Annotated in this window: 14 protein-coding genes; 9 read left to right on the top strand and 5 right to left on the bottom strand. The window is 72.8% G+C overall.

Features of this window, described 5'->3' with window-relative positions:
* Positions 1-213 precede the first annotated feature (213 nt).
* Positions 214-672, bottom strand: a complete 459-nt coding sequence (locus PUR56_RS32295; protein WP_329878964.1) for a peroxiredoxin — start codon at positions 670-672, stop codon at positions 214-216.
* A 231-nt stretch (positions 673-903) separates the two neighbouring features.
* Positions 904-1,341 (bottom strand): DUF3052 domain-containing protein, encoded by a 438-nt coding sequence (locus PUR56_RS32290; RefSeq protein WP_329878965.1) that lies wholly within the window; start codon positions 1,339-1,341, stop codon positions 904-906.
* A gap of 516 nt (positions 1,342-1,857) precedes the next feature.
* Between PUR56_RS32290 and aceE the strand changes: the two genes are divergently transcribed.
* The 3 genes from aceE to PUR56_RS32275 all read left to right on the top strand — a co-directional run bounded on the left by aceE (position 1,858) and on the right by PUR56_RS32275 (position 6,043).
* Positions 1,858-4,608 carry a pyruvate dehydrogenase (acetyl-transferring), homodimeric type gene (gene aceE, locus PUR56_RS32285; RefSeq protein ID WP_329878966.1) on the top strand — a complete coding sequence of 917 codons (2,751 nt, stop codon included), beginning with the start codon at positions 1,858-1,860 and terminating at the stop codon, positions 4,606-4,608.
* A 155-nt stretch (positions 4,609-4,763) separates the two neighbouring features.
* Positions 4,764-5,204: a nitroreductase family deazaflavin-dependent oxidoreductase gene (locus PUR56_RS32280; RefSeq protein ID WP_329878967.1), complete on the top strand. Its 441-nt coding sequence runs from the start codon at positions 4,764-4,766 to the stop codon at positions 5,202-5,204.
* A gap of 83 nt (positions 5,205-5,287) precedes the next feature.
* Complete coding sequence (locus tag PUR56_RS32275; protein ID WP_329951548.1) at positions 5,288-6,043, top strand: hypothetical protein; 756 nt, start codon at positions 5,288-5,290, stop codon at positions 6,041-6,043.
* 67 nt (positions 6,044-6,110) lie between these two features.
* Here the strand turns inward: PUR56_RS32275 and PUR56_RS32270 are convergent, their stop codons facing one another.
* The 3 genes from PUR56_RS32270 to PUR56_RS32260 all read right to left on the bottom strand — a co-directional run bounded on the left by PUR56_RS32270 (position 6,111) and on the right by PUR56_RS32260 (position 8,520).
* Positions 6,111-6,569 carry a type II toxin-antitoxin system VapC family toxin gene (locus PUR56_RS32270; RefSeq protein WP_329951547.1) on the bottom strand — a complete coding sequence of 153 codons (459 nt, stop codon included), beginning with the start codon at positions 6,567-6,569 and terminating at the stop codon, positions 6,111-6,113.
* On the bottom strand, positions 6,551-6,799 hold the full coding sequence (locus tag PUR56_RS32265) for a hypothetical protein (RefSeq protein ID WP_329878970.1): 249 nt from the start codon (positions 6,797-6,799) through the stop codon (positions 6,551-6,553). Before PUR56_RS32265 ends, PUR56_RS32270 begins: the two co-directional genes overlap by 19 nt.
* A gap of 119 nt (positions 6,800-6,918) precedes the next feature.
* Complete coding sequence (locus PUR56_RS32260; RefSeq protein WP_329951546.1) at positions 6,919-8,520, bottom strand: MFS transporter; 1,602 nt, start codon at positions 8,518-8,520, stop codon at positions 6,919-6,921.
* A gap of 217 nt (positions 8,521-8,737) precedes the next feature.
* Here PUR56_RS32260 and PUR56_RS32255 point away from each other — a divergent pair, with 217 nt between their 5' ends.
* The 6 genes from PUR56_RS32255 to PUR56_RS32230 all read left to right on the top strand — a co-directional run bounded on the left by PUR56_RS32255 (position 8,738) and on the right by PUR56_RS32230 (position 16,598).
* On the top strand, positions 8,738-9,439 hold the full coding sequence (locus PUR56_RS32255) for a TetR/AcrR family transcriptional regulator (RefSeq protein ID WP_329878972.1): 702 nt from the start codon (positions 8,738-8,740) through the stop codon (positions 9,437-9,439).
* 130 nt (positions 9,440-9,569) lie between these two features.
* Positions 9,570-10,898: a sensor histidine kinase gene (locus PUR56_RS32250; RefSeq protein WP_329951545.1), complete on the top strand. Its 1,329-nt coding sequence runs from the start codon at positions 9,570-9,572 to the stop codon at positions 10,896-10,898.
* 32 nt (positions 10,899-10,930) lie between these two features.
* Positions 10,931-11,605: a response regulator transcription factor gene (locus PUR56_RS32245; RefSeq protein ID WP_329951544.1), complete on the top strand. Its 675-nt coding sequence runs from the start codon at positions 10,931-10,933 to the stop codon at positions 11,603-11,605.
* A 146-nt stretch (positions 11,606-11,751) separates the two neighbouring features.
* Positions 11,752-12,945, top strand: a complete 1,194-nt coding sequence (locus tag PUR56_RS32240) for an alpha/beta hydrolase (protein ID WP_329951543.1) — start codon at positions 11,752-11,754, stop codon at positions 12,943-12,945.
* Positions 12,946-13,089: 144 nt separating this feature from the next.
* On the top strand, positions 13,090-14,325 hold the full coding sequence (locus PUR56_RS32235; RefSeq protein ID WP_329951542.1) for an acyltransferase family protein: 1,236 nt from the start codon (positions 13,090-13,092) through the stop codon (positions 14,323-14,325).
* A gap of 335 nt (positions 14,326-14,660) precedes the next feature.
* On the top strand, positions 14,661-16,598 hold the full coding sequence (locus tag PUR56_RS32230) for a galactose oxidase early set domain-containing protein (protein WP_329951541.1): 1,938 nt from the start codon (positions 14,661-14,663) through the stop codon (positions 16,596-16,598).
* The last annotated feature ends 14 nt before the right edge of the window (positions 16,599-16,612 follow it).

The following is a 16,612-nucleotide window of genomic DNA, read 5'->3' as shown; positions in this document are numbered from 1 at the left end:
TCGTAGTGCCGGGTTCCCGTCCGCGTGAGCGAACGGGTCCGACATGGCCACCGAACCGCATCCGAGTCCTGTCCGCATCGCACGCGAAGCGGACCGCAACCGCGCCCCGAACCGGACCGGAACCGCCCCGGCCCCGCCCGAACCGCGTCCCCGAACCGCGCCGCACCTGCACCGCACCCGCGCCGTGGCCCCGTCCGGCCCCGCCCGAGGGGCTCAGAGCGCGCCGAGGACCTTCAGGTACTCCTGCTCGTCACGGGCGTCCGGCAGGCCGTTCACGACGCTCCAGCGGACGACGCCGGCCGTGTCGATCACGAAGGTGCCCCGGACGGCGCAGCCCTTCTCCTCGTCGAAGACGCCGTAGGCGCGCGAGACCTCGCCGTGCGGCCAGAAGTCGGAGAGCAGCGGGAAGTCCAGGCCCTCCTGGTCGGCGAAGATCCGCTGGCTGAACGGCGAGTCGTTGGAGAGGCCGAGGACCTGCACCTCGTCGTTCTGCAGGCGCGGCAGCTCCTTCTGGATCGCGCAGACCTCGCCGGTGCAGACGCCGGTGAAGGCGAACGGGTAGAACACCAGGACGACGTTCTTCTCGCCCCGGAAGTCGGAGAGCCGGACCAGCTCGCCGTGCTGGTTCTTCAGCTCGAAGTCCGGAGCCTCGGTGCCGATCTCGATGGCCATGGTGGGACCTTTCTGACGCGAAGGGGCCGCGCCCCGCGGGCGCGACGAGCGCCATCCTCGCATTCGTCGGTACCGGTTCGGCCGGACGGGTGACGGCCGCGCCGTCCGGGGCCACCGCTTTCGCCCTGGGCGAACAACCTGCTGGTCAGGGCCTCCGGTCGGAACGCCAAAAGGACCGGGCCCCGCCGGAGGATGCTCCGGCGGGGCCCGGTCGGGCCCGTCAGGGGGTGCTCAGCGCTTGCCCGGCCTGGCCGTGGACTTGGTTGCCAGGCGGGTCGCCGCCCAGTCCTTGGCGACCGCGATCGAGCTGGTCTGGGAAAGGCCTGCAGTCTTGGCCGCGTCGGCGATGTCCGAGGCCTCGATGTGGCCGTCCCGACCGGTCTTCGGGGTCAACAGCCAGATCAGGCCGCCCTCGGCCAGGTATTCCAGGGCGTCGACGAGGGAGTCGGTGAGGTCCCCGTCGTCGTCGCGGTGCCACAGCAGGACAGCGTCGGCGACGTCGTCGTAGTCCTCGTCGACGAGATCCGTACCGGTGATCTCCTCGATGCCCTCTCGGAGATCCTGGTCAGTGTCTTCGTCGAACCCCAGCTCCTGGATGATCTGGCCCTCATCGAAGCCAAGACGAGCTGCCGGGTTGGACTTGTCCGCGGGGTCCGCGGTCGCGCTCACGGGAATAACCTCCAGTATTCGGCTCGGCATCCATGCCGAGGCTGTGGCCGTAGTCCACACGGGAGCGGCGGTTCGCGCAAGTACCCGACCCCCGATCCCCTCCAAAGGTTGACGTGTCGCATGGGGACACGCCGTGCGATGTGTCGCGAATCACACCGATTTGCCCTTCTCTGCGTAGGACAAGGATGCTTCGGGTGGTCCCGGTCCACAGGCCGTACGCACGCCCGAGATGCGAACGGCATTCGGGTCCGCGCGTGCGCGGGCGTAGAGTCTCCTGTTGGCCCTCACCCCGGCCGTCCGCCATCGGACGGACGGGCAACCAGGTCGGACCACCTCTTTTCGTAACACCCGGAGGCGCGCGGCCCGGACGATGCTGTCCGAACCGCACACCTCCAGACCGCTCCTTCTGTCAGGGAGAGCGGTTACCGATCGGTAGAGATGACGGATCTCCGAGCGCGGTAGCACGATGGAGGCGGCGCGACACACCTCAGTTTCGACCGACAGTGAAGGAACAGCGTGGCTTCCGGATCCGATCGCAACCCGATCATCATTGGCGGCCTTCCGAGTCAGGTCCCGGACTTCGATCCCGAGGAGACCGCGGAATGGCTGGAGTCGCTCGATGCGGCCATCGACGAGCGGGGGCGCGAGCGTGCGCGCTACCTGATGCTGCGGCTGATCGAGCGCGCCCGCGAGAAGCGTGTCGCCGTGCCCGAGATGCGCAGCACGGACTACGTCAACACCATCGCCACCAAGGACGAGCCGTTCTTCCCCGGTAACGAGGAGATCGAGCGCAAGATCCTCAACGCGACCCGCTGGAACGCCGCGGTGATGGTCTCCCGGGCGCAGCGCCCGGGCATCGGCGTCGGTGGCCACATCGCCACCTTCGCCTCCTCCGCGTCGCTCTACGACGTCGGCTTCAACTACTTCTTCCGCGGCAAGGACGCCGAGGGCGAGTCGGGCGACCAGATCTTCTTCCAGGGCCACGCCTCCCCCGGCATCTACGCCCGGGCGTTCCTGCTGGACCGGCTCACCGAGCAGCAGCTCGACGCCTTCCGCCAGGAGAAGTCGAAGGCCCCGTACGGCCTCTCCAGCTACCCGCACCCGCGGCTGATGCCGGACTTCTGGGAGTTCCCGACCGTCTCGATGGGCCTCGGCCCGCTCGGCGCGATCTACCAGGCCCGGATGAACCGCTACCTGGAGCACCGCGGGATCAAGGACACCTCCGACTCGCAGGTCTACGCCTTCCTCGGCGACGGCGAGATGGACGAGCCCGAGTCGCTCGGTCAGCTGTCCCTGGCCGCCCGCGAGGGCCTGGACAACCTGACCTTCGTGGTCAACTGCAACCTGCAGCGCCTCGACGGCCCGGTCCGCGGCAACGGCAAGATCATCCAGGAGCTGGAGTCGCAGTTCCGCGGTGCCGGCTGGAACGTGATCAAGCTCGTCTGGGACCGCAGCTGGGACCCGCTGCTCGCGCAGGACCGCGACGGCGTCCTGGTCAACAAGCTGAACACCACGGTGGACGGCCAGTTCCAGACCTACGCGACCGAGTCCGGCGCGTACATCCGCGACAGCTTCTTCGGCGGCGACCTGCGGCTGCGCAAGATGGTCGAGTCGATGACCGACCAGCAGATCCAGCACCTGGGCCGTGGCGGCCACGACCACCGCAAGATCTACGCGGCGTTCAAGGCGGCCCGCGAGCACAAGGGCCAGCCGACGGTCATCCTCGCCCAGACCGTCAAGGGCTGGACGCTGGGCCCCAACTTCGAGGGCCGCAACGCCACCCACCAGATGAAGAAGCTGACGGTCGAGGACCTGAAGCGCTTCCGCGACCGGCTGCACCTGCCGATCACCGACAAGCAGCTCGAAGAGGGCTACCCGCCCTACTACCACCCGGGCCGCGACTCCGAAGAGATCCAGTACATGCACGACCGCCGCCAGGAGCTGGGCGGCTACGTGCCGACCCGCAAGGTGCGGCCGCGCAAGCTGGAGCTGCCGGGCGACGACGCGTACAAGGCGGTCAAGAAGGGCTCGGGCAACCAGACCATCGCCACCACCATGGCGTTCGTCCGGGTGCTCAAGGACCTCATGCGGGACAAGGGCATCGGCAACCGCTTCGTGCCGATCGCACCCGACGAGTACCGCACCTTCGGCATGGACTCGCTGTTCCCGTCGGCGAAGATCTACAACCCGCTGGGCCAGACCTACGAGTCGGTCGACCGCGACCTGCTGCTCGCGTACAAGGAGTCGCCGACCGGGCAGATGCTGCACGACGGCATCTCCGAGGCCGGCTGCACCGCCTCGCTGATCGCCGCGGGTTCGGCCTACGCCACCCACGGCGAGCCGCTGATCCCGGTGTACGTCTTCTACTCGATGTTCGGGTTCCAGCGCACCGGCGACCAGTTCTGGCAGATGGCCGACCAGCTGGCCCGCGGCTTCGTGATCGGCGCCACCGCCGGCCGCACCACCCTGACCGGTGAGGGTCTGCAGCACGCCGACGGCCACTCGCACCTGCTGGCCTCGACCAACCCCGGCGTCGTCGCGTACGACCCGGCGTACGGCTTCGAGATCGCGCACATCGTCCAGGACGGTCTTCGTCGGATGTACGGCTCCAGCGCCGAACACCCGAACGGCGAGGACGTGTTCTACTACATGACCGTCTACAACGAGCCGATCAAGATGCCGGCCGAGCCGGAGAACGTCGACGTCGACGGCATCCTCAAGGGTCTGCACCGGTACGCGCCCGGCACCGCCGGCCAGATCCCGGCCCAGATCCTCGCCTCCGGCGTGGCCGTGCCGTGGGCCCTGGAGGCCCAGCGCATCCTCGCCGAGGAGTGGAACGTCAAGGCCGACGTCTGGTCCGCGACCTCCTGGAACGAGCTGCGCCGCGACGCGGTGGAGGCCGAGGAGTTCAACCTGCTGCACCCCGAGGAGCAGCAGCGCGTCCCGTACGTGACCCAGAAGCTCCAGGGCGCCGAGGGCCCGTTCGTCGCCGTGTCCGACTGGATGCGCGCGGTGCCGGACCAGATCGCCCGCTGGGTTCCGGGCCAGTACCAGTCGCTGGGCGCCGACGGCTTCGGCTTCGCCGACACCCGTGGCGCGGCCCGTCGCTTCTTCCACATCGACGCGCAGTCGGTCGTGCTGAGCGTGCTCACCGAGCTCGCCAAGCAGGGCAAGGTCGACCGCAGCGCGCTGAAGGACGCGATCGACCGCTACCAGCTGCTGGACGTGGCGGCGGCGGACCCGGGCGCCGCCGGCGGCGAGGCCTGAGTGCCTGACCGGTCCTGAGGGCCGGCCCTCCCCGCCCGGGGAGGGCCGGCCCTTCGCGCTTTCCGTGTGATGCCGGTCACATCCGCTTGAACCTCACACCGGTGTCAGCTCCTAGGCTCGTCACGACGAACCGGACCAGTCCAGGAGGGTCTCCGATGAACGCCGTCCACCCCGAGCCCGCCGCCGGCGGCAACGACTACAACCGCCAGGTGATCGACGAGTTCCGCACTTCGGCGGGTACGGTCGGCGGCGACTTCGCCGGCAAGAACCTGCTGCTGCTCACCACGCGCGGCCGGCAGAGCGGCGAGCCGCGCACCACCCCGCTGGTCTACCTGCGCGACGGCGGGCGGGTGGTCGTCTTCGCCCTGAACGGCGGCGCCCCCGCCGACCCGCTCTGGTACCGCAACCTCGCGGCCGCCCCCGAGGTCACGGTCGAACTCGGCGCCGACCGCTTCGCGGCGCACGCCGTCCCGGTCGATCCGGACGATCACGAGGACCTCTGGGCCCGGCAGATCTCCGTCGAACCGCTCTTCGCCGACTTCCGGGCCCGCACCAGCCGTACCGTCCCCCTGGTGGAGCTCCGCCCCGCCGCCTGAGTCCGGCCCCGGCTCCCTCTTAACCTTCCCGAGAGTCCCGCTTAAGGTGGGACCGCGGGAGGCAAGGGGAGGGGGCCGGTTCCGTGCGCACACCGAGGACGGGGGCCTTCCCCCTCGCGGTCCTGGTCGGGCTGACGGCGGGGGGCCTGGTCTGGCAGCTCTTACCGACCCCGGACGAACTCGGGCGGCCGTCGGTGGCCCTGCCCGCCCCGGACCGGCCGCCGACCGGTCTGCTGCCCGTTCCCGTGCCTTCGCCGGCGCCCGCGCCCGGCCCCGGGTCCGTGCCCCTGCCGCAGGATCCGGCGGGCCCGGTGCTCCCGGTGGGCCCGGTGGAACAAGCGCCGGAGCCGCCCGGGTCCGACGGGGCCGGCAAGTCCGCCTCGACCGCCGCGCCCACCCGCCCGCTGAGCGCGGGCCTCGCCGGCGCGCCGGCCGCCGCAGCGACCGCGACGCCGCCCGCCGCCCTCCCGAACACCTCGCCAACCGCTCCGGCCCCGCAGGTGCCGCGGGTCCCCGCGGCACCGACCGCCCCTCCGGCACCCCCGCCGCCTCCGGAGGCCCCGGCCACGGAGCCCGGCACCGGGGCCTCCGGTCCGGAAGAGGCGTTCACCGTCGAGTCCTCCCCCGGGGTTCCCCCGCCCGCGGCCGTCCTCCCCCCGCCCGCACCGGCCCCCTGGGGCGGCGGCCATCACCTGGCGCCCACCCCGCCGTCACTCGCCCCCGGCATCGCGCAGGTGCCCGAGGGCCAGGCCGAGGAGGAGTACTGGCGCGCCCAGGAGGAGGTCTGGGCGAAGGCCGAGGAGGCCTGGCGCCGGGCCGAGGCCGAACCGCCCTCCTGACCCCGCCCCGGACACCCGAGCGGCCCCGGACTCGACGGAGTCCGGGGCCGCTCGTCGAAGGACGACGTCAGACGGTGATCACACGCGGCTCGTCGAGTCCGTCCACCTGGCCGGCCGCCTGGCACAGCTTGGGGATGTGCGAGGCGTCCGAGGTGACCAGCCGCACCGGAGGCTCGGACAGCGCGGCGGTGGCCACCACGAGCGCGTCGACCAGGCACTCGTGCCCGTCCAGCCCGGAGGTGTCGAGCAGTTCACCGGCCGCCTCGATCACCCGCTCCGACACCGGGGCGATCGTGTACCGGGCCAGGAGGAACCTCAGCCGGTCACCCACGCGCCCGGTTCGGCGAACCTCCAGTGGCGTGACGGCACTGACGACCACCGGGGCCGAGTCCCGCTCGGCCGCGCCGATCAGCGCGGCCACGCGACTGTCGCGCTCGGCGTCCAGCGAAAGCGCCTGGGCGTCGAGCACTACCGTCCCGCAACGGCGCGGGGAGGCCTTGGCCCTGGTCAGGCGCTGGCGGCCCATGCTTCCTCCGCCCATTGCCGGTCGGCGTCGGTGATGTGGCCGTGGGCCTCGTTGTCCTCCACGACCTCACGCAACTTGGCCATCGCCACCCAGTGTTCAAGAGCCTCCGCCACCACTGCGGAGAACCCGTTCCTGTCCGTGCGCTGTTCCACCTCGGCGGCGAGATCGGCCGGGAGCGAGATCGACCGTCTGACGGCGAGGGGCGTTTCCGGAGTCAGTTCAGCAACCATGGGCGAAGGGTAACACCGCGCGTGTCAATAACTCAAAGTGTTCATGTGATCGCATGTAGTACACGTAAGCGACCCCGGGCTCGACGGAGTCCGGGGTCGCTCGGGCGTGCGGGGGTGGGTCAGATGTGCACGGCGGGGCCGGCGTCGGTGGAGCCGCGGCGGGTCAGGAGGCCCAGGAGCGCGGCGGCGAAGGCGACCACGGCCGCGACCGCGAAGGCGAGCGACATGCCGCTGACGAACGAGTCGTGGACGGCGCCGGCCATCGCGTCGACCGCCTGCTGGGGGGTGCCGGCCGGAGCGGGCGGGGCGATGCCGAGCTGGGCGGCCTGGTTGAGGCCCTCGGACTGGGCGGGGTCGACCGGGGGCAGCCCCGCCTTCGCCCAGTTGCCCGGCAGCACGTCGGTGACCTTGGCGGCCATCAGCGCGCCCAGCACCGCGGTGCCGAGACTTCCGCCGACCTGCATCGCGGACTGCTGGAGACCGCCGGCCACGCCGGAGAGCTCCATCGGGGCGTTGCCGACGATGACCTCGGTGGCGCCCACCATGACCGGACTGATGCCCAGGCCCATCAGGACGAACCAGAGCGCCATCGCACCGTTGCCGGAGCCCGCGTCCAGGGTGGACATGCCGATCATCGCGGTGGTGGTGATCAGCATGCCGGCCACGATCGGGATGCGCGGTCCGAGCTTGCCGATCGCCACGCCGGCCACCGGCGAACCGATGATCATCATGCCGGTCATCGGCAGCAGGTGGACGCCGGCCTCGACGGGCGACATGCCGTGCACGTTCTGCAGGTAGAAGGTGACGAAGAAGATCGCGCCGAAGAACGCGAAGGCCATCAGCACCATCAGCAGGGTGCCGGCCGACAGCGGCAGCGAGCGGAACAGGCTGAGCGGGATCAGCGGCTCCCGGGCCACCCGCTGCCAGAGCGCGAACAGCGTCATCAGCACGACGGCGCCACCCAGGAAGAGCACGGTGGAGAGGTCGCCCCAGCCCCACTCGGGGGCCTTGATGATGCCGAAGACCAGCGCGAACATCGCCACCGAGAGCAGCACGATGCCGGGGACGTCGAAGGACTTGGCGGCGTTCTCGGCGCGGACGTCCTTGAGGATCCACAGGCCGAGGGCCAGCGCGATCAGGCCGACCGGGATGTTGATGAAGAACACCGACTCCCAGTTGACGTGCTCGACCAGCAGGCCGCCGACGATCGGGCCGGCCGCGGTGGAGGCGCCGATCACCCCGCCCCAGATGCCGATGGCCATGTTGAGCTTCTCGGCCGGGAAGGCCCCGCGCAGCAGGCCGAGCGCGGCGGGCTGGAGCAGCGCGCCGAACAGGCCCTGGAGGACGCGGAACGCGATCACCGTCTGGATGTTCCCGGCGAATCCGATCGCCGCCGAGGTGGCGGCGAAGCCGACCGCGCCGACCAGGAAGGTGTTCTTGTGGCCGAACCGGTCACCGATCTTGCCGGCGGTGATCAGGAAGACCGCGAGGGCGAGCAGGTAACCGCTGGTGACCCACTGGATCTCGGAGGGGGCGGCCTTGAGGTCGGCCTGGATCACCGGGTTGGCGATCGCCACGATGGTGCCGTCCAGGGCGACCATCATCACGCCGACGGCGACGGTGAGCAGGGTCAGCCAGGGGTGCCCCTGGAGGCCCTTCCCGGCGGACGGCACGGGCGGCCGCGCGTCGGCCTTCGTGCTCTTGACGGCGGACTGGCTCATCTGGGCCCTCCGTGGGCTGGCTGGGGGCGGACGTGGGCGTGGCGCCCCGGCCCAACCCGTCCCCACGAGTGCCCGGCCCGACGGACGCCACTCCGGCAGATTATGTCAGCGACTGACATTCGGCAAACACTGACTTCTGGCTCCGGCTGACATTTGTCAGACCGATAGAGTTGGGCTTTACACCCCAGCCGCGTCACCGTCCGGAGGACACCCCGCCATGGCCGCTCAGCCCGCACTCCCCGCCACCGCCCCGGCCGGCCGGGCTCCCGGCGACCCGGAGCCGGAGCCCGGCCCGGGACTGCGCGAGCGCAAGAAACGCCGCACCCGGGACGCGCTGATCGAGGCGGCCCACCAGCTCTTCCTCAGCCAGGGCTTCGCCCGGACCACCGTCGACGAGATCGCCGCCGCCGTCGACGTCTCGCAGCGCACCTTCTTCCGGTACTTCGCCAACAAGGACGAGGTCGCCCTCGCCGTCCTCGCCGACGCCGAGGACTACTTCATCGACCGGCTCCGGAACCGCCCCGCCGACGAGAACCCGCTGCAGGCACTGCGCGCCGCGATCGTCGAGTCCTGGCGCGAGCTCGGCTCCCCGGACCGCACCGGACCCGGTTCGGTGACCAGCGCGCTGGAGCTGATCCGGATGATCGAGGACACCCCCACCCTGCTCGCCGCGCACCTGCGCCGGGTCACCGACCAGGAACGGGTGGTCACCCGGGTGATCGCCGAGCGCGAGAACCTCGACCCCGCCGAGGACCTGCGGCCCGCCGTGATGGCCGCCGTCTTCGGCAGCGTGCTGCGCGCCGCCCACCTGTCCTGGACCGCCGACCAGGAGGTGGACGGCCCGGAGGGCATGATCGCCCTGATCGGCCGCCACTTCGACCAGCTCGGCCCCGCCCTGGCCGGCGACTGGCGGCACTGAGGACCGGCCCCGGCCGCACCGGGGTCGCACCTGGTCATACCGGGGTACTACTCCCGGCCACGGCAGGGCCCGAAAGGTCTGCCCACGGTCCGACGACGGGCGGGTGTCACGACTCCTAGGCTGGCCCGCGATGAAGACGCTCAGCAAGGCCTCCGCCCGGGCCCACGCCCTCCGCCTGCTCGGAACGCTCCGGCACAACCTCAGCACGCCCACCGGCGGGCACACCCCCCTGCTCGGGGACTCCCCGCGCGCCTGGGTGCGACGGCTGCCGTACGTGGTCGCCCTCCTCCTCCAGACCTCGCTGATCCCCACCGGCATCACCGTCCTGACCGGCTCCTACGACCTGGTCCTGCCCGTCGCCGCCGCACTCACCGTCGCCCAGACCGCCCCGCTGGTGCTGGCGGTCGCCCGGCCGCTGCCCGCCTGGTGGATCAGCGCGGGCGCCCTCGTCGCCACCGCCGCCGTCACCGCGCGCCACGACCACACCGGCGGCACCTGGCCGTGGACGGCGCCGATGATCCTGGCCTACCTCTTCCTGCTGATCGCGCTCGCCCTGCGGGAGAGCCGGGCCACCCTGGTCTCGGTCTGGGTCGCCACCGTGCTGCTCACCGGCCTCACCCTCACCCTCGGCCTGCCGCGCGGCGGCGACGGCACCACCGTGCTGCTGGTCGCGCTCAGCGGCGCCGTCCTGCTGCTCGGCTGGTCGGTCCGGGACCGGGCCGAGGCCCGGCGGCTGCTCGTCGTGCAGGAGCACATCAGCGAGGCCGAACGCGAACGGCGGACCCTGCTGGAGGAGCGCGCCCGGATCGCCCGGGAGCTGCACGACGTGGTCGCCCACCACATGTCGGTGATCGCCGTGCAGGCGGCCAGCGCGCCGTACCGGATACCCGGCGTACCGGCCGACGCCGCCGAGGAGTTCACCGCGATCGCCGGCACCGCACGCGAGTCGCTGGCGGAGATGCGACGGCTGCTCGGCGTGCTGCGCAGCGAGGATTCGGGCGCCGAGAGGGCGCCGCAGCCTGGTGTCGGCCAGCTCGTCCAGCTGGTCGAGACGGTCCGCCGGGCGGGGGTCGCGGCCGAGCTGACGGTCGACCCGGAACTTGCCGACGCGCTGCCGCCCGCCGTCGACCTCTCCGTCTACCGGATCGTCCAGGAGGCACTGGCCAACGTGGTCCGGCACGCCCCGGGCGCCGGCGCCTGGGTCTCGCTGACCGCCACGGACGCGTCCCTGCTGGTCACGGTGGTGAACGCGGCCCCGCCCGAGCGGGCGGAGTCGCTGGAGGCCTCGGTCGAGGGCACCGGCCAGGGACTGGTCGGGATGCGCGAGCGGGTCCGGCTGCTGGACGGCCGGCTGGACACCGGGCCGCTGCCGGACGGCGGCTTCAAGGTGGCCGCCGTCCTGCCGCTCGACGGCCTGACGGATACTCGGTCCGCCGGCACTGCGCCGGCCCAGCCGTAGGACCGGCTGCACGACGACCGGAAGAGCACCGCATGACCATCCGCGTGATCATCGTCGACGACCAGGCGATGGTGCGGGCGGGTTTCGCCGCCCTGCTCAACGCCCAGAGCGACATCGACGTGGTGGGCGACGCGGCGGACGGCGCGCAGGCCCTGGAGGTGACCGGCCGGACCCATCCCGACGTGGTGCTGATGGACGTCCGGATGCCCGTGATGGACGGGCTGGAGGCGGCCCGCCGGCTGCTCGCCCCGGCCGTGCCCGGCGCGCACCGCCCGAAGGTCCTGATGCTCACCACCTTCGACGTCGACGACTACGTCTACGAGGCGCTGCGGGCCGGGGCGAGCGGCTTCCTGCTGAAGGACGCGCCCCCGGCCGACCTGATCGCGGCCGTCCGGGTGGTCGCGGCCGGCGAGGCACTGCTCGCCCCCTCGGTGACCCGGCGGCTGATCGAGGACTTCGCCCGGACCAGGCCGGCCAAGCGCCGCGACCCGAAGCTGCGGCTCAACGCACTGACCCCGCGTGAGACCGAGGTACTGGAGCTGATCGCCCGCGGCCTCTCCAACCAGGAGATCGCCGCCCGGCTGGTGCTCGCCGAACAGACCGTCAAGACCCACATCGGCCGCATCCTGGCCAAGCTCGACCTGCGCGACCGCGCCCAGGCGGTCGTCCTCGCCTACGAGTCCGGCCTGGTGACGCCCGGCCAGTAGGGTCCGCCCCCGCCCCCGTGGTGGGGAAAACCTCAGTGATACCCGGGTAGCACCCGGGAGTTGGCCCTGCGGAGTGACGTCCGCAGGGCCGTCGCGTTCCTACCGTCCTCCCCGTCGACGTCGAACGGACGAGGGAGAGAACGGACATGCGGCAGCAGCCAAGCCAGCAGCCCGGCCAGGGGCGTACCCGGCAGCGCGCCGAGCGGAGGCCCCGGCGGATCCGGCGGACGGTCGCCGCCGCCGGGCTGGCACTGGCCGCCGTCCTCGGCGCGGGCGGCTGGGCCGCCGCCGACGGCCAGCAGGCCGTGACCGGCCCCCCGCCCGGCACCGCCGCCTGGGTCGCGGACACCACGCTCGGGCTCCGGCTGCCCGACCCGGCCACCGCCGCCCCGGCCGAGGTGGCCGCCTTCTTCGACCGGCTGCCGGCCGCGGCCCGGGAGTCGCTGGCCGTCCGCCACCCGCTGGTGCTCGGCAACCTGGACGGCGCGCCGGTCCGGCTCCGCTACCGGGCCAACGAGGCGGCGCTCGCCGAGGAACTCGGGCGTGAACTGGCCCGCGCCACCGACCCGTCGCTCACCCCGCAGGACCACACCGCCGCCCGGGAGCGCGCCGCGCGGTACCGCACGCTGCTCGACGGGGTGCGGGACGGCGGCCGCCGGTTCCTCGCCTTCGACCCGCGCGGCCGGGGCCAGATCGCCGAGGTGTACGGCGACCTGGCCACCGCCCGCCGGACGGCGGTCGTCGTCCCCGGCTCCGACATCGACCTGCGCACCTTCGACCGCGCCGGTGACCCGTACGGAACCCCGGCCGGCATGGCCCGCGCGCTGCACGGGGCGACCGGCGGGGGTACGGCCGTGATCGCCTGGGCCGGCTACACCACTCCGGTCGGGGTGGGCCCGGACGCCGCCACCGAGACGCTGGCCGAGGCCGGCGCCGGGCGGCTGGGCCGGCTGCTCGACGGACTCGCCGTCACCACCCGCCCGGACGCGCCGGCCACGGTGTTCTGCCACAGCTACGGCTCGGTGGTCTGCGGGCTGGCCCGGCCGGGCCCGGAACAGGCCTCGGGGGTGGTGGTCCTCGCCTCGCCGGGCCTGGGGGTCGACTCGGCCGCCGACCTCGACCCGCGGGTGCCGCTCTGGGCGGTCAAGCGGAACGACTCGGACTGGATCGGCCACGTGCCCTACGTCCGGTTCCTCGGTCTCGGTCACGGCGCCGATCCGACCGGGCCGGAATTCGGCGCCCGCCCGCTGCCGGCCACCGGCGCACACGGCCACACCGGCTACTTCGCGCCGGGCACCGCCTCGCTGGCCGCCTTCACCGCCGTCGCACTCGGCCGCTGACCCGGGCCGACCGCACCCGGCCGGCCGCACCGGCCGCCGACCCCGGCCGCCGCCCGCACGTGCAACCGCACCGCCGCCGCCCGCACCCGGGCCGCCCCGCCGCCACCCCGCCCCTTCGCCACACCCGCGAACGGAGACCCCGTCATGCCCAGCCCGCTCACCGCCCTGCGCCGGGCCGCCCACCAGGTGGACACCCGCACCCCCGAGACCCGCGACCGGGCCCTCGACAGCCTGCGCGCCCTCGCCCTGCTCGGCGTACCGGTCGGCCACTGGCTGCTCGGCGGCTTCACCCTCTCCTCCGACGGCGCACTGCACAACGCCAGCCCGCTCTCCTCCCCCGCGCTCGGGTTCTTCGCACCGGCCAGCTGGATGCTCCAGATGCTCGGCGTGTTCTTCCTGGTCGGCGGCCACTCCGCGGTGCACTCGCTGGAGCGGGCCCGCGCCAAGGGCGTGGGCAACGCCCGCTGGCTGCGCGGCCGGGCCGTCCGGCTGCTCCGCCCGGTGCTCGGGGTGACGGCCGTCTGGGCGCTGCTGATCCCGGTGCTGCGACACCTCGGCGTCCCCGCCGACACCGTCCGGACCGGGTCGACGCTGGTGGTGCAGCCCCTCTGGTACATCGGCGTCTACCTGGGCCTGACCGCGCTCACCCCGCTCTGCGTGGCCGCCGCCCGGCGGCTGGGCGGCTGGTCGGCGGGCGTCCTCCTGGCCGCCGTCGCCGTGGTCGACGTGCTCCGGTACGGGCCGTGGGCCGAGGCGGTGCCGTCCTGGGTCGGGCTGCTGAACATCCTGCCGGGCTGGCTCTTCGGCTACCAGCTCGGCGTGCTCTGGGCGCGCGGCCGGCTGGGCCGTCCGGCCGGCCGCCTGCTGCTGCTCGGCGGCGGCGCGCTGTTCGCCGCGCTGCTGCTGTTCTGGCACTACCCGGCCAGCATGGTCGGGGTGCCGGGCGCCGAGCGGACCAACTCCCACCCGCCGTCCCTGCTGGTGCTGGCGCTGGCCTCGGTGCAGTGCGGCGCCGCGGTGCTGCTGCGCGAGCGGCTCGGCCGGCTGCTGACCCGGCGTCCGCTGCTCTGGCTGCCGGTGGTGGCGGTCAACCTGTCGGCGATGACGATCTTCTGCTGGCACCAGAGCGCCATGCTGGCCGTCGCGGTGCCCGGCGCGGCCGTCCTGGGCGAGGTGCCGGGGCTGACCGTGGCGCCGGACTCGCTCGGCTGGGTGGCCGTCCGACTGGCGCTGCTGCCGCTGTTCGGGGCCGCGCTGATCGGGATCGGGTGGTTCACCCGGCGGTTCGACGGACCGTGGACGGCCTTCTCCCGGCCCGTCAAGGCGGTGGCCGGAGCAGGGGCGGCGTTCTTCGCCGCGTACGCGCTGGGCGTGGTCTGAACGCCCCGGCGGTCGGAGCGAGGGCGGGGCGTGGGCCGGTGCGGTCCACGCCCCGCTCGTGTGCCCGCCACCGCGCCGGACCGGTCGTTCCACGCCGTCCGGTGCCGCCCCGCACCGGCCCGCTCCGCCCGCAGCCGACGCGCCGTCACCCACTTGCGACACGCACACGCCGAACGCAGTGCATCCGCATGCGAACCACCACGCACTGTGATGTTCTGTGACGGTCGGCGACCATTCGTGCGCCCGCGACCGCCACGGCCGTCCCCCCGCGCCGTTCGCCCCCGATGCCCCGATGTCCCCCTCACTCCTTACCTCCCACGTTTTCGAGGAGTTCCATGTCCCTGTCCCTACCGCGGCCCACCGGCCGGCCGCGGACCCGCCGGCGGCACTCCGCCGCCGTCGCCACCGCCGTGGTCTGCGCGCTGACCACCGGCACCGTCCTGACCGCCGCCGGCCCGGCCGCCGCCCTGGTCGGCACCCACGGCTCCGGCCACCACGACCCGGCCGGCGCCGACGCCCCGGCCGGTACCGCCCCGCGCATCACCGACCCCCGCGTGCAGGCCGAACTGCGGGACGACGAGGTCGCCGCGCTCGGCCAGGAGCACGCCGAGGAGCACGCCGGTGCGCGGGCGGCCATGCGCGGCGTCGGCGAGTACCCGCAGACCACCCGCACCAACCGGCTCAAGGCCCTGACGGACTCCCAGGCAACCCTCAACGCCGCCTTCGACCCGGCCGTCTTCGGCGCGTTCAAGGCGTACTTCCCGTCCCCCGACTTCGCCGCCCACATCGCCATGCTGCCGACCGGCAAGGTGCTGCTGTTCTCCTTCGAACGGATCGAGACCAACCCGGAGAAGGAACCCGCCCCCACCCAGACCATCGGCAAGGAGAACGCCGGGCGCGCCTACCTCTGGGACCCGGCCAAGGGCTCCGGCACCGATTCGTTCACCAAGGTCACCCCGCCGGTGATCGACATGCCGGACGGCCTCGGCGAGCTGCGCCCGGCGCCGTTCTTCTGCGCCGGCCACTCCTTCCTCCCCAACGGCATGCTCGGCGTCTTCGGCGGCAACCTCGGCGGGAACGGCGGCACCGGCGCCAAGCTGTCGCTGATCTTCGACCCCTGGACCGAGACCTGGACCCGCAACCCCGACATGTCGGTCGGCCGCTGGTACCCGTCGGTGGTCACCGGCGCGGACGGCCGGCAGCTGATCATGTCCGGCCAGTCCGAGCTGGGCTGGGGCACCCCGACACCGGTGGTCGAGCGGTTCCCGGCCAAGTCCTACCCGGTGCCCTCCCTCAAGACCGACACCCCGAGGAACACCCCGGTCGACCGCTTCAAGGCCGACGCCCCGTTCAGCCTGGACTACCCGCACCTGTTCTCGCTGCGCGACGGCAACGTCTACGCCTTCGGCCGCCACCCGGACGAGCAGTGGGTCTTCGACCCGGTCAACGAGACCCGCCGCGACCTCCTCGCCCGCCCGGACGGCCGCAAGCGCGGCTACGGCTCGGCCGTCCCCCTCCCCGGCGGCCCCAACGGCCCGGAGGCCACGCTGTTCCTCGGCGGCGACCGGGACAACCCGAGCACCCTGCGCTTCTCCAACGGCAACTGGACCGCCGAGAAGTCCCGCGCCTTCGGCCGCACCCAGGACGACACCCTGCTGCTCCCCAACGGCACGCTGCTGACGGTCAACGGCGCCTACGACATCCGCGACTACGGCAACGGCCCGTACAACCCGAACGCCGACCTCAAGTACCGGCAGACGGAGCTGCGCGACGCCCAGGGCAACTGGAAGCTCGGCCCGGTCCAGCGGCTGCCGCGCGGCTACCACTCCAACGCCGTGGTGCTCCCGGACGGCCGCATCATGGTGACCGGCGACGAGCTCCAGCAGCTCGCCAACGACCCGGACATCACGGACAACATGAACGGCAGCATCGAGATCTACGAGCCCGCCTACCTCCACCAGGGCAACCGTCCGTCGATCGACCGGGCCCCGACCACGGCGGTCGGCTACGACAAGAACTTCCTCGTCACCACCACCACGCCCGGACTCGTCTCCAAGGCCGTGCTGCTCTCGCCCACCACCGCGACCCACTCGGTCAACACCAGCCAGCGCCACCTCGAACTGCGGGTCACCAGCCGGGCTGGCAACCGTCTGGAGCTCCAGGCCCCGCCGGACGCCAAGGCGGCGCCGCCCGGCTGGTACATGCTCTTCCTGCTCAACGACCAGGGCGTGCCCTCCGTCGCCAAGTGGGTGCAGCTCAGCTCCTCGGCCTGACCCGACGACCTCCC

The organism is Streptomyces sp. BE303, from assembly GCF_036290945.1.
Lineage (GTDB): Bacteria > Actinomycetota > Actinomycetes > Streptomycetales > Streptomycetaceae > Kitasatospora.
This window is presented reverse-complemented; position numbering and strand designations above follow the sequence as displayed.

Excerpts from the sequence above, each read along its gene's own strand:
- PUR56_RS32295 (WP_329878964.1), bottom strand. The coding sequence starts at position 672 with ATGGCCATCGAGATCGGCACCGAGGCTCCGGACTTCGAGCTGAAGAAC.
- PUR56_RS32280 (WP_329878967.1), top strand. The coding sequence starts at position 4,764 with ATGAACGCCGTCCACCCCGAGCCCGCCGCCGGCGGCAACGACTACAAC.
- PUR56_RS32270 (WP_329951547.1), bottom strand. The coding sequence starts at position 6,569 with ATGGGCCGCCAGCGCCTGACCAGGGCCAAGGCCTCCCCGCGCCGTTGC.
- PUR56_RS32265 (WP_329878970.1), bottom strand. The coding sequence starts at position 6,799 with ATGGTTGCTGAACTGACTCCGGAAACGCCCCTCGCCGTCAGACGGTCG.
- PUR56_RS32260 (WP_329951546.1), bottom strand. The coding sequence starts at position 8,520 with ATGAGCCAGTCCGCCGTCAAGAGCACGAAGGCCGACGCGCGGCCGCCC.
- PUR56_RS32255 (WP_329878972.1), top strand. The coding sequence starts at position 8,738 with ATGGCCGCTCAGCCCGCACTCCCCGCCACCGCCCCGGCCGGCCGGGCT.
- PUR56_RS32250 (WP_329951545.1), top strand. The coding sequence starts at position 9,570 with ATGAAGACGCTCAGCAAGGCCTCCGCCCGGGCCCACGCCCTCCGCCTG.
- PUR56_RS32245 (WP_329951544.1), top strand. The coding sequence starts at position 10,931 with ATGACCATCCGCGTGATCATCGTCGACGACCAGGCGATGGTGCGGGCG.
- PUR56_RS32240 (WP_329951543.1), top strand. The coding sequence starts at position 11,752 with ATGCGGCAGCAGCCAAGCCAGCAGCCCGGCCAGGGGCGTACCCGGCAG.
- PUR56_RS32235 (WP_329951542.1), top strand. The coding sequence starts at position 13,090 with ATGCCCAGCCCGCTCACCGCCCTGCGCCGGGCCGCCCACCAGGTGGAC.
- PUR56_RS32230 (WP_329951541.1), top strand. The coding sequence starts at position 14,661 with ATGTCCCTGTCCCTACCGCGGCCCACCGGCCGGCCGCGGACCCGCCGG.